Below are 11,298 nucleotides of genomic sequence, written 5' to 3' on the forward strand. Positions count from 1 at the left end.
TTTCAGGCATGCGGGCGCGCGGAAGCCGCCGCACGGCGGGCGGCCGTACGAACGGAAAGCTAACGCTCGACCGCGGGGGCGGCCTGCTCGACACCGAGCAGCACGGCGTCGCGGCCGTCCTCCTCGGCGAGCTGGACCTTGACCGTCTCCCGCAGCGACGTGGGGAGGTTCTTGCCGACGTAGTCGGCGCGGATCGGCAGTTCGCGGTGGCCGCGGTCCACGAGGACCGCGAGCTGCACCGCACGGGGCCGGCCGATGTCGCCGAGCGCGTCGAGGGCGGCGCGGATCGTGCGGCCGGAGAAGAGGACGTCGTCCACGAGGACGACCAGCCGGCCCTCGATGCCCTCGCCGGGGATCTCGGTGCGGGCCAGGGCGCGCGCGGGGCGCAGCCTCAGGTCGTCGCGGTACATGGTGATGTCGAGGGAGCCGACCGGGATCGTGCGGCCGGTGATCTCTTCGAGCTTGGCGGCGAGCCGGCCGGCGAGGAAGACCCCACGGGTCGGGATGCCGAGGAGCACCACGTCGTCGGCGCCCTTGGCGCGCTCGACGATCTCGTGGGCGATGCGGGTCAGGACCCGGGCGATGTCGGGGGCCTCCAGAACGGGGCGTGCCGCATTGCCGGTGGCGTCGTACTGTGTGTCCATAAGAAACGGACCTCCTTCTCCGCCTCACGGGACGGACCTTAAAGGACGTCGAAATTGCGTCATCCACGTTACCAGGGCCCGTACCGGGGCTCTCCCGCACCCCCGGGAAAAGCCGGTACGGACCATCTCAGCTTGACGCGGCCAAGTAACGCTGCGTAACCTCACAGTGAGTTACCAGCCACGCGGCCCAGCCGCGTACGTTCCAGCGTCCGGGGAGCCTTATGTCCAGCGAATACGCAAAACAGCTCGGGGCCAAGCTCCGTGCCATCCGCACCCAGCAGGGCCTCTCTCTCCACGGTGTGGAGGAGAAGTCCCAGGGCCGCTGGAAGGCCGTCGTGGTCGGTTCGTACGAGCGCGGCGACCGTGCCGTGACCGTGCAGCGCCTTGCCGAGCTGGCGGACTTCTACGGCGTTCCGGTCCAGGAGCTCCTGCCGGGCACGACGCCCGGCGGCGCCGCCGAGCCGCCGCCGAAGCTGGTCCTCCAGCTGGAGCGCCTGGCGCACGTGCCGCCGGAGAAGGCCGGCCCCCTCCAGCGCTACGCGGCGACGATCCAGAGCCAGCGCGGCGACTACAACGGCAAGGTGCTGTCGATCCGCCAGGACGACCTGCGCACGCTGGCCGTGATCTACGACCAGTCGCCTTCGGTGCTGACCGAGCAGCTGATCAGCTGGGGCGTGCTCGACGCGGACGCGCGCCGCGCCGTCGCCCACGACGAGGGCTGAGCAGCCCCCGGAGAAACGTGCCGCCGGGTTCGGCGGGGCCCCGCACGGGTGCCCCGCCGGCCCGGCTTTTCTCGTACCCGTACGCGCGAAGGACGCGCGCGGGCATGCCGAAGGGCCCACGGCTTCAGCCATGGGCCCTTCGGCGGCGGAACGCCGCCGGGTCACTGCTCCCGGCGGAGGTTCGGCTTGAGGTCCTTGAAACGGGCCAGCAGGCCGTTCACGAAGGATGGGGAGTCGTCGGTGGAGAACTCCTTGGCGATCTGCACCGCCTCGTCGATGACCACCGCGTCCGGGGTCGCGTCGACCCAGATCAGCTCGTACGCACCGAGCCGCAGGATGTTCCGGTCGGCGACCGGCATGCGGTCGAGCTCCCAGTCCACGGCGTAGGTGACGATGAGGTCGTCGATGCGGTCCGCGTACTGCGCGTACCCCTCCACGAGCTCCATCGTGTATTCGGTGACCGGCGGCTGGCGGGTGTCGGACCGCGAGTGCCGCACCCAGTCCGCGAGGACCGTCAGCACGGACTCGTCGCGCTGGTCGGCCTCGAAGAGGATCTGGAAGGCGCGCTTGCGCGCCGTGTTACGAGCAGCCACGACTACTTGTTCACCCGGCTGATGTACTCGCCGGAGCGGGTGTCGACCTTGATCGTCTCACCCGTGGTGATGAACAGCGGGACGCCGATCTCGTAACCGGTCTCCAGGGTGGCCGGCTTGGTGCCGCCGGTGGAGCGGTCGCCCTGGACGCCCGGGTCCGTGTGCTGGATCTTCAGCTCGACGGCGGCCGGCAGCTCGACGTACAGCACCTCGCCGTCGTGCTGGGCGACGGAGGCGGTGAAGCCCTCGATCAGGAAGTTGGCGGTGTCGCCGACGGCCTTGCGGTCGACCATCAGCTGGTCGTACGTGTCCATGTCCATGAAGACGAAGTAGTCGCCGTCCATGTACGAGAACTGCATGTCGCGCCGGTCGACGGTGGCCGTCTCGACCTTGATGCCTGCGTTGAAGGTCTTGTCCACGACCTTGCCGGAGAGCACGTTCTTGAGCTTGGTACGCACGAAGGCCGGGCCCTTGCCGGGCTTGACGTGCTGGAACTCGACTACGGACCAGAGCTGGCCCCCGTCGAGCTTGAGCACCATGCCGTTCTTGAGGTCGTTCGTGGAAGCCACGGTTGCGGAATCTCCTGGGCTGAAGCTGGTGGAACGACCGAGGGACGCGCGCTAGAGCGCGAGCAGCTCCTTGGTCGTAATGGTGAGTAGCTCGGGTCCGCCGTCCGCCTCGGGGCGCACGACGAGCGTGTCATCGATCCGGACCCCGCCCCGGCCCGGGAGGTGGACCCCCGGTTCGACGGTGACCGGCACACAAGCGTCCAGTTTACCCATGGCGGCGGGTGCCAGCTGCGGGTCCTCATCGATTTCGAGCCCCACCCCGTGGCCCGTGGAGGGCGCCAGGCCCTCACCGTGGCCCGCGGAGTCCAGGAGATGGCGGGCGGCCCGGTCCACGTCGCGGTACTCGGCGCCGGGCAGCAGGGCCTCGCGGCCGGCCCGCTGAGCGGCGAAAACCAGCTCGTACAGCTCGATCTGCCAGTCGGCGGGAGCCGTTCCGATGACGAAGGTCCGGCCGACCTCGCAGCGGTAGCCGCGGTAGTTGGCGCCCAGGCAGACCGAGAGGAAATCTCCCTCCTCGACCCGCCGGTCCGAGGGCCGGTGGCGGCCCCGGCCGGAGTTGGGACCGGTGGCCACGGAGGTCGCGAAGGCGGGGCCGTCGGCGCCGTGGTCGACCAGCCGGCGCTCCAGCTCCAGCGCCAGGTGGCGTTCGGTGCGGCCGACGAGGATCGATTCGAGGAGTTCGCCCAGGGCCTGGTCGGTGATCTCGGCCGCGATCCGCAGACAGCCGATCTCCTCCTCGTCCTTGACGATGCGCAGCTGCTCGACCGTCGCGCCCAGATCGGCCAGCCGCAGCTTCGGGGCGACCGAGGCCATGGCCCGGTGCCGGGCGACCGTCAGATCGTGCTCCTCGACGGCCAGCGACTCCGCACCGGCCGCCGCGGCCAGGTCGGCGGCGGCGACCACCGGGTCCCCGCCCGCCACCGGCAGCAGGTCGACCCGCACGTACTCGTCGGTGCGCCCGTCGGCCGGATCACCGGTCGGCGGGCGGGGGCAGAGCAGGACGTCCTCGCCGGGGCCGAGCAGCAGCACGGCACCCGGGGGCGCTCCCCCGGCCAGGTAGCGGACGTTGGCGGGGCGGGAGACCAGGGCGGCCGCGGATCCGACTGCGGCGCACCGGTCGCGGAGCAGCCCGCGTCGGACGGCGTACACCTCTGACATGCGTCGAGCGTACGAGCGCGGCGCCGGGCCCGCCCGGCGGGCGCATCCGACCGGGGGGCGGGCCTCGGTCCTACCAGGCCGGGGGGCTGGCCAGGGACCGGGCGAGTATGTCGTCGAGGACCCGGGCGGTGGTCTCCACGTCGTACGTCGAGTTGTCGATGATCGGCAGCCCGGAGCCGTACCAGCCGGCCATCCGGCCGTGGATGCGGGCGACCTCCTCGTCGGAGAGGCGGCGGTTGCCGCTGCGCTGCGCGTTGCGCTCCAGGACGATCTCCAGGCCGGGCAGCAGCACGACGGGCAGGAGCCCGGGGCCGACGTGCCGCTTCCAGCCGCCGAGGCCGACGACCGGCCGGTCCGGGAAGACGGCGTCGTCCAGGATGCAGGAGATCCCGTTGGCCAGGAAGTTGCGGGCGGCGAAGCCGCAGGTGCGGCGGGCCAGCCGGTACTGGGCCTCCGACTGGTCGTTCCACCCGGCCTGCGGGTCCGCGAAGCCGGAGCAGACCCACTCCCGGACGTCGTCCAGGCTGACATGGGCGGTGGGCACCCGGCGGCGGGCAGCCCAGAGCCGGGCCACGGTGGTCTTGCCGGCGCCCGCCGGGCCGATGAGAAGCACCGCGAGGGTGGCGTTGCCCGTGCCGGGCCCGGCGGGCGGCGCGGGCAGCGGGACGGGTCTGCCGGGCGGCAGCTGGATGTGCCCGGTGGTCTCGCGGGCGACCGGGGCCGGGGCCTGCTGCGGCGCCGGTCCGCTCCAGCCGTGGCCCTGCGGCGCGGGCGGGCCCGCGGGCGGCGGCCCCGGGTGCCCGGCGGGCGGACCGGCCGGGGGCTGGTGCGGCGGGCCGGGGTGCTGGGCCGGGTGCGGCCGGCCGACGGGGCCGTTTCCGGGACCCTGGGGCGGAGGCAGCGGGGCCCCCACTGCGTGCTGCATCCGGTGCAACTCCGTCTCGTACAGGCAACTGGCGCTGGTGCAACGGCAACCGTACCTTCCCCGGCCGCCACACGGACAACGGCCGGGGAGGGACTGAGGTGCCCAGTGCCTGGAAACGCGCCTGTTCAGTCGGTGAGTTCGTCCGCCAGGGCGCGCAGGGCGAGACGGTAGGAGCCGATGCCGAATCCGGCCACGGTGCCGGTGGCGACCGGGGCGATCACCGAGGTGTGGCGGAATTCCTCCCGTGCGTACGGGTTCGAGATGTGGACCTCGATCAGCGGGGCGGTGCGCTGGGCGGCCGCGTCCCGCATCCCGTACGAGTAGTGCGTGAAGGCACCCGGGTTGATCACGACCGGAATCGATCCGTCGGCGGCCTCGTGGAGCCAGCGGATCAGCTCGCCCTCGTCGTTGGTCTCGCGCACGTCGGCGTCGAGGCCGAGCTCCTTGCCGAGGGTGCGGCACGCCTCCACGAGCCCGGCGTACGACGTGGAGCCGTAGACGTCGGGCTCGCGGGAGCCGAGCCGGCCGAGGTTGGGGCCGTTGAGCACGAGGACCCGGCGGGTCATGCCGAGACCTCCCCGTAGGCGGCGAGCAGGACGGCCGGGTCGGGGCCCTCCAGGACGGCGGGCTTGCCGAGGCCGTCCAGGACGACGAAGCGCAGCAGGTCCCCGCGCGACTTCTTGTCGACCTTCATGTTCTCAAGGAGCTTGGGCCACTGGTCGCCCCGGTAGGTGAGCGGCAGCCCGACGGACTCCAGGATCGCGCGGTGCCGGTCGGCGGTGGCGTCGTCCAGGCGGCCGGCCAGCCGGCCGAGTTCGGCGGCGAAGACCATGCCGACGGAGACGGCGGCGCCGTGCCGCCACTTGTAGCGCTCGTTCTTCTCGATCGCGTGGCCCAGGGTGTGGCCGTAGTTCAGGATCTCGCGGAGACCGGACTCCTTGAGGTCGCTGGAGACGACGTCGGCCTTGACCCGGATCGAGCGCTCGATGAGCTCGGCGGTGTGCGGTCCTTCGGGCGTACGGGCGGCCTGCGGGTCCTGTTCGATCAGGTCGAGGATCGCCGGGTCGGCGATGAAGCCGGCCTTGATGATCTCGGCCATGCCCGATACGTAGTCGTGGACGGGCAGCGAGTCCAGGGCGGCCAGGTCGCAGAGGACCCCGGCCGGCGGGTGGAAGGCGCCGACGAGGTTCTTGCCCTCGGCGGTGTTGATGCCGGTCTTGCCGCCGACGGCCGCGTCGACCATGCCGAGCACGGTCGTCGGCACGGCGATCCAGCGCACCCCGCGCAGCCAGGACGCGGCGACGAAGCCCGCCACGTCGGTGGTGGCGCCGCCACCGACGCCGACGATGACGTCGGTGCGGGTGAAGCCGGTCTGGCCGAGCGCCTTCCAGCAGTAGGCGGCGACCTCGACGGTCTTGGCCTCCTCGGCGTTGGGCAGCTGGATCGCGATGGCCTCGTAGCCCTGGCCGGCGAGGTCCTGGCGGACCGCCTCGCCGGTCTCGGCGAGCGCCTCGGGGTGGAGGACCGCGACGCGCTTGGCCCGGTCGCCGATGAGCCCGGGCAGCTCGCCGAGGAGCTGCCGGCCGATCAGTACCTCGTACGCGTCGGTGCCCGCGCTGCCGGCGATGCGGACGCGGATGGGTGCCTGCTGGGTCATGGTGTGTTCTCCCGGCCGGACGGGGCCCCGTCCGGCAGCTCCAGTGCGTCGAGGACCGCCTGGGCGACCTCTTCGGGTGTGCGCTCGTCGGTGGCGACGACCGTGCGGGCGACCTCGGTGTAGAGGTGCCGGCGGGCCTCCATCAGCTCGCGCCACTGCCGGCGCGGGTTGACCGCGAGCAGCGGGCGGGCGGTGTTGAGCCCGACCCGCTTGACCGCCTCGTCCACGTCCATCGAGAGGTAGACGACCGGGTGGCCGGCGAGCAGCGCGCGGGTCGACTCGTCCAGGACGGCCCCGCCGCCGAGCGAGAGGACACCGGTGTGCTCGGCGACGGCGGCGCGGACGGCGTCCCGCTCCAGCGCGCGGAAGTGGTCCTCGCCCTCGTCGTAGAAGATCTCCGCGATGGGCTTGCCGGCCGTCGCGACGACGTCCGCGTCGGTGTCCCGGTAGCCGGTGCCCAGCCGGCCGGCGAGCAGTTCGCCGACCGTGGACTTGCCGACGCCCATGGGGCCGACCAGGACGACCAGGGGACCGGTCACCGGATCTGGAGGTGGTCGAGGTACGACGTCACGTTGCGACGGGTCTCGGTGACACTGTCGCCGCCGAACTTCTCCGCGACGGCATCGGCCAGGACCAGGGCGACCATCGCCTCGGCGACGATACCGGCGGCCGGGACGGCGCAGACATCGGAGCGCTGGTGGTGGGCCTTGGCGGGCTCACCGGTCACCACGTCGACGGTGGCCAGGGCGCGCGGCACGGTGGCGATCGGCTTCATCGCGGCGCGGACACGCAGCAGCTCGCCGGTGGTGAGGCCGCCCTCGGTGCCGCCGGCCCGGCCGGAGGCGCGCTTGATGCCGTCCTCGGTCACCAGGATCTCGTCGTGCGCCTTGGACCCGGGCACCCGGGCGAGGTCGAAGCCGTCGCCGACCTCGACGCCCTTGATGGCCTGGATGCCCATGAGCGCGCCGGCGAGGCGGGCGTCGAGCCGGCGGTCCCAGTGCACGTGCGAGCCGAGTCCGACGGGCACGCCGTACGCCAGCACCTCGACCACACCGCCGAGGGTGTCACCGTCCTTGTGGGCCTGGTCGATCTCGGCGACCATCGCCTTGCTCGTGTCGGCGTCGAGGCAGCGCACCGGGTCGGCGTCGAGCCGCTCCACGTCGGAGGGGACCGGGTAGACCCCGTACGGCGCCTTGGCGGCGGCCAGCTCCACGACATGGCTGACGATCTCGATGCCCGCGGTCTCCTTGAGGTAGGACCGGGCGACGGCGCCGAGGGCGACCCGGGCCGCGGTCTCCCGGGCGCTGGCGCGCTCCAGGACCGGGCGGGCCTCGTCGAAACCGTACTTCTGCATGCCGGCGAGGTCGGCGTGGCCGGGGCGGGGCCGGGTCAGCGGGGCGTTACGGGCCTGCTCGGCCAGCACCTGGGGGTCGACCGGGTCGGCCGACATGACCTGCTCCCACTTGGGCCACTCGGTGTTGCCGACCATCACGGCGACCGGGGAGCCCATGGTGAGGCCGTGCCGGACACCGCCGAGGAAGGTGACCTCGTCCTGCTCGAACTTCATCCGCGCACCGCGGCCGTAACCGAGCCGTCGCCGGGCGAGCGCGTCCGCCACCATCTCCGTGGTGACCGGGACGCCGGCGGGAAGGCCCTCCAGCGTCGCCACCAGTGCGGGGCCGTGCGACTCCCCCGCGGTCAGCCAGCGCAACCTGCTCAACGGTGCTCCTCATGCTCGCGCCTGAAATCCAGCGGCGCGACCGGGTGCGCGGCCCTGGCCCGCCGTCCCCGATCCTCCCACGGACGGGGCTCCGGCCCCGCCGCCGGTCCAGCAGACGGACGGCGCGGCCGGGGCCGGGCGGGCGTCAGCGGGCGGCCAGCGCCTCTTCCCCGGCCTTGCGCATGGCTGCGAGCGGGGCGGGCGAGCGGCCCGTCATCTGCTCGACCTGGAGGACCGCCTGGTGCACGAGGAGGTCGAGACCTCCGACGACTGCGCCGCCGTGGTCCGCCCAGGCGGAGGCGAGCCGGGTCGGCCACGGCTCGTACAGCACGTCGAAGAGGGTGCCGGGCCGCTCCGGCACTGCCCCGGCCAGGGCGTCGGCCGCGCCGGCGGGGGTGGTGGCGATGACGAGGGGCTCGGTCAGTGCCCGGTCTGCCTCGGCCCAGTCGGCGATGCGGATGTCGACGCCGAGCCGTTCGCCCCAGCCGCGCATTTCGTCGGCGCGGGCCGCGCTGCGGACGTACGCGGTGACGGGTCCGGCGCAGATGCCGGAGAGGGCGGCCAGGGCGGAGGAGGCGGTGGCGCCCGCGCCGAGGATCGCGGCGGACTCCACCTTCTCGACGCCGCGTTCGCGCAGGGCGGCGACCATGCCGGGGATGTCGGTGTTGTCGCCGGTGCGGCGGCCGTCCTCGCCGAGGACCACGGTGTTCACGGCCTCGACGGAGGCGGCGGTGTCGGTGATCCCGTCGAGCAGCGGGATCACCGCGCGCTTGAGCGGCATGGTGAGCGAGAGCCCGGCCCAGCTCCCGTCCAGCTCCTCGATGAACCCGGGCAACGCCTGTTCGTCGACCTCGAACCGGCCGTACGACCAGTCGTCGAGGCCGAGTTCGGCGTACGCGGCCCGGTGCAGGACCGGGGAGAGCGAGTGGGCGATGGGCGAGCCGAGGACGGCGGCGCGGTGCTGGGTGCTCACTGACCCGACTGCTCCTTCTTGTACTTCGCGCGGTTCCGCTCGTGCTCCTCATTGGTCACGGCGAAAAGCGTCTTGTCCTCGGTCACCGAGACGAAGTAGTACCAGGGGCCGGGGGTGGGCTTTATGGCGGACTGGAGGGCCGCGTCGCCGGGGTTGTTGATGGGACCCGGCGGCAGGCCGTGGATGTAGTACGTGTTGTACGGGTGCTTGAAGTTCCGGAGGTCCGAGACGGCACCGGTATCCAGCGTGCTCTGCTTCTTGGCGTAATTCACCGTGGAGTCGAAGTCGAGCAGCCCGTTGGTCTCGACGTTGTTGGGCTTGAGCCGGTTGTAGACGACCCGCGAGACCTTGTCGAAGTCGTGCTTGTACTTGCCCTCGGCCTGGACGAGGCTGGCGACGGTGATCAGCTGCCAGGGGCTCTTGAGTTTCAGCTTCTTGGCGTTGGCCGCCAGATCCGACTTCTTGTACTCCTCGTTGGCGCGGGAGACCATCGCCTTGAGGACGGCCTCCGGCTTCATCCCCTTCGTGACCGGGTACGCGGCCGGGTAGAGGAAGCCCTCCAGAGGGTCCAGGACGCCCTCGTGGTTCTTCGCCCAGTCCGGCAGGCCGAGGCCGGCCGACTCCTTCTTGGCCACCTTTGCGGTCGTCCCCTTGGCGACGCCCAGCTTCGTGTCGATCGAGGCGTACACCAGCCGGTTCGGCGTGCCCTCCGGGATGATCAGAAGATTCTGGCTCTTCGGGTCCACCATCATCTTCACGGCCTCGGAAGCCGACATCTCCGAGTGCAGGAGGTAGACCCCCGCCTGGATCCCCTTGCCCTTCGGGTTCTTGTTCTGGGCCGAGACGAAGGCGTCGACGCTCTTCACGACGCCGGCCTTCTTCAGGATGTTGCCGATGTCGTAGCCGTACGCGCCCTTCGGGATCTCCACCTCGACCGAACCCGAGCCGCTGCCCGAGTAGTCCGGGGCGGGGCCGAAGCGGTCCTGGTAGAAGGAGTAGCCGAAGTAGCCCGCGCCGCCGACGCCGGCGACCAGGACGAGGGAGAGGACCAGGCACGCGCAGCCGCTGCGGCTCTTCTTCTTGCCCTTGCCCCGGCGCTCGCCGTCCCCGCCCCCGTCGCGGTCGTCGTCCTCGTCGTAGTCGTCGTCCCGGGGTTTCTTGCGGTCGTCCTTCTCGTCCACGCCCGTGAAGAAGGGGTGGGTCTCCTCCGGCGGCTCCTCCGGGTCCCAGTCCGGGGCCGCCTCGGGCACCTCGGCGGGAGCGGTCTCGCGGCGGCCGGGGGGCTGCGGGGGCGGGTACGCCTCAGGGGTGCCGTAGTAGTCGTTCGTCTCGCCGTAGCCGTACGTGGTTACGGGCTGGCCCTCGTACGGCGGCACCGCCTGCCGGCCCGTGTCCCAGCCGGTGTCGTAGCCGGGCTGCGGCTGCTGGGGCTGGGGCTGCTGCCCGTACGGGTCCTGCGGGTGCTGGTCCCCGTACGCCTGCTGCTGGTACTGCTGCTGGGCGTACGGGTCCTGCTGCTGGTACTGCTGCCCGTACGGGTCCTGCTGCTGCGCGTACGGGTCGTGCGGCTGCTGCTGGTACGGGTCGTACTGGCCCTGCGGGTACTGCTGCTGGGCGCCGTACTGGTTCGTGCCGTCGTACTGGCTCTGGCCGTCGTACTGGGCCTGGCCGTGGGCAGGCTGCTGGCCGCCCCACCCCTGGTCCCCGTACAAGGGGTCCTCGGGATGCCACGGTTCGGAGCCGGGGCCCCGGCCATACTCAGTCATCGATCCCCTTGAGCCGCGAGACGATGTTCCGTCTCTTTGCTGTGCGGTGTTTATTCGAACACCGCCGCATCGCGCGGAACGTTACCGTATTGCGATCAGACCACTACTTCGACGGCCTCGCCCGGTGGATTGCCCGAAGAACGCTCCGACTCCAGAGCGTTCTGGAGGATCACCACAGCGGCAGCCTGGTCGATCACGGAACGGCCCTTTTTGGACTTCACGCCCGAGGCGCGCAGCCCCTGGCTCGCCGTCACTGTGGTCATCCTCTCGTCAAGCAGGCGCACCGGAATGGGTGCGACCGCTCGGGCGAGCACATCGGCGAAGGCGCGGACCTTGGCGGCGGCCGGGCCCTCGCCGCCACCCAGGGAGCGCGGCAGCCCGACGACGACCTCGATCGGTTCGTACTCCGCGACGATCTGTCCCAGCCGCCGGTGGGCGGCCGGGACATCGCGTCCCGGCACGGTCTCCACCGGCGTCGCGAGGATCCCGTCGGGGTCGCACGAGGCGACCCCGATCCGGGCGTCACCGACGTCGATCGCCAGCCGGCGACCGCGGCGCATCTGCGTCATGC

General features: G+C 71.9%; 13 protein-coding genes. 1 reads left to right on the plus strand and 12 read right to left on the minus strand.

What is annotated here, in order from left to right; all coding sequences use genetic code 11:
* Nucleotides 1-59: 59 nt before the first annotated feature.
* Complete coding sequence (gene pyrR / locus OG338_RS03180) at nucleotides 60-644, minus strand: bifunctional pyr operon transcriptional regulator/uracil phosphoribosyltransferase PyrR (protein WP_405935861.1); 585 nt, start codon at nucleotides 642-644, stop codon at nucleotides 60-62.
* Between the two features lie 221 nt (nucleotides 645-865).
* Between pyrR and bldD the strand changes: the two genes are divergently transcribed.
* Nucleotides 866-1,366 carry a transcriptional regulator BldD gene (bldD, locus tag OG338_RS03185; protein ID WP_018103903.1) on the plus strand — a complete coding sequence of 167 codons (501 nt, stop codon included), beginning with the start codon at nucleotides 866-868 and terminating at the stop codon, nucleotides 1,364-1,366.
* A gap of 161 nt (nucleotides 1,367-1,527) precedes the next feature.
* On the opposite strand, the gene nusB is transcribed toward bldD, so the two are convergent.
* The 11 genes from nusB to ruvX all read right to left on the minus strand — a co-directional run bounded on the left by nusB (nucleotide 1,528) and on the right by ruvX (nucleotide 11,296).
* A complete protein-coding gene (nusB, locus tag OG338_RS03190; RefSeq protein ID WP_073967776.1) occupies nucleotides 1,528-1,959 on the minus strand; it encodes a transcription antitermination factor NusB in 432 nt (143 codons plus the stop codon).
* Nucleotides 1,960-1,961: 2 nt separating this feature from the next.
* Complete coding sequence (gene efp, locus OG338_RS03195) at nucleotides 1,962-2,528, minus strand: elongation factor P (RefSeq protein ID WP_018103901.1); 567 nt, start codon at nucleotides 2,526-2,528, stop codon at nucleotides 1,962-1,964.
* A 51-nt stretch (nucleotides 2,529-2,579) separates the two neighbouring features.
* A complete protein-coding gene (locus OG338_RS03200; protein ID WP_405935862.1) occupies nucleotides 2,580-3,686 on the minus strand; it encodes an aminopeptidase P family protein in 1,107 nt (368 codons plus the stop codon).
* 70 nt (nucleotides 3,687-3,756) lie between these two features.
* Nucleotides 3,757-4,611 (minus strand): Pro-rich N-terminal domain-containing protein, encoded by an 855-nt coding sequence (locus OG338_RS03205; RefSeq protein ID WP_405935863.1) that lies wholly within the window; start codon nucleotides 4,609-4,611, stop codon nucleotides 3,757-3,759.
* Nucleotides 4,612-4,736: 125 nt separating this feature from the next.
* Entirely contained in the window at nucleotides 4,737-5,177 is a 441-nt protein-coding gene (gene aroQ / locus OG338_RS03210; RefSeq protein WP_405935864.1) for a type II 3-dehydroquinate dehydratase, read from the minus strand.
* Nucleotides 5,174-6,268, minus strand: coding sequence for a 3-dehydroquinate synthase (aroB, locus tag OG338_RS03215; RefSeq protein ID WP_405935865.1), 1,095 nt, complete (start codon nucleotides 6,266-6,268; stop codon nucleotides 5,174-5,176). Before aroB ends, aroQ begins: the two co-directional genes overlap by 4 nt.
* On the minus strand, nucleotides 6,265-6,807 hold the full coding sequence (locus OG338_RS03220; protein WP_383297225.1) for a shikimate kinase: 543 nt from the start codon (nucleotides 6,805-6,807) through the stop codon (nucleotides 6,265-6,267). Before OG338_RS03220 ends, aroB begins: the two co-directional genes overlap by 4 nt.
* Nucleotides 6,804-7,988, minus strand: a complete 1,185-nt coding sequence (aroC, locus tag OG338_RS03225; protein ID WP_405935866.1) for a chorismate synthase — start codon at nucleotides 7,986-7,988, stop codon at nucleotides 6,804-6,806. The genes OG338_RS03220 and aroC overlap by 4 nt, the downstream gene beginning before the upstream one ends.
* A 145-nt stretch (nucleotides 7,989-8,133) precedes the next feature.
* A complete protein-coding gene (locus tag OG338_RS03230) occupies nucleotides 8,134-8,961 on the minus strand; it encodes a shikimate dehydrogenase (RefSeq protein ID WP_405935867.1) in 828 nt (275 codons plus the stop codon).
* Nucleotides 8,958-10,727 (minus strand): endolytic transglycosylase MltG, encoded by a 1,770-nt coding sequence (gene mltG / locus OG338_RS03235; protein WP_405935868.1) that lies wholly within the window; start codon nucleotides 10,725-10,727, stop codon nucleotides 8,958-8,960. Before mltG ends, OG338_RS03230 begins: the two co-directional genes overlap by 4 nt.
* A 95-nt stretch (nucleotides 10,728-10,822) precedes the next feature.
* The gene (gene ruvX, locus OG338_RS03240) at nucleotides 10,823-11,296 is read right to left on the minus strand and encodes a Holliday junction resolvase RuvX (RefSeq protein WP_405935869.1); all 474 of its coding nucleotides are present in this window, start codon (nucleotides 11,294-11,296) and stop codon (nucleotides 10,823-10,825) included.
* Nucleotides 11,297-11,298: the final 2 nt, after the last annotated feature.

It is taken from the genome of Streptomyces sp. NBC_00726, from assembly GCF_045161735.1.
Taxonomy (GTDB): domain Bacteria; phylum Actinomycetota; class Actinomycetes; order Streptomycetales; family Streptomycetaceae; genus Streptomyces.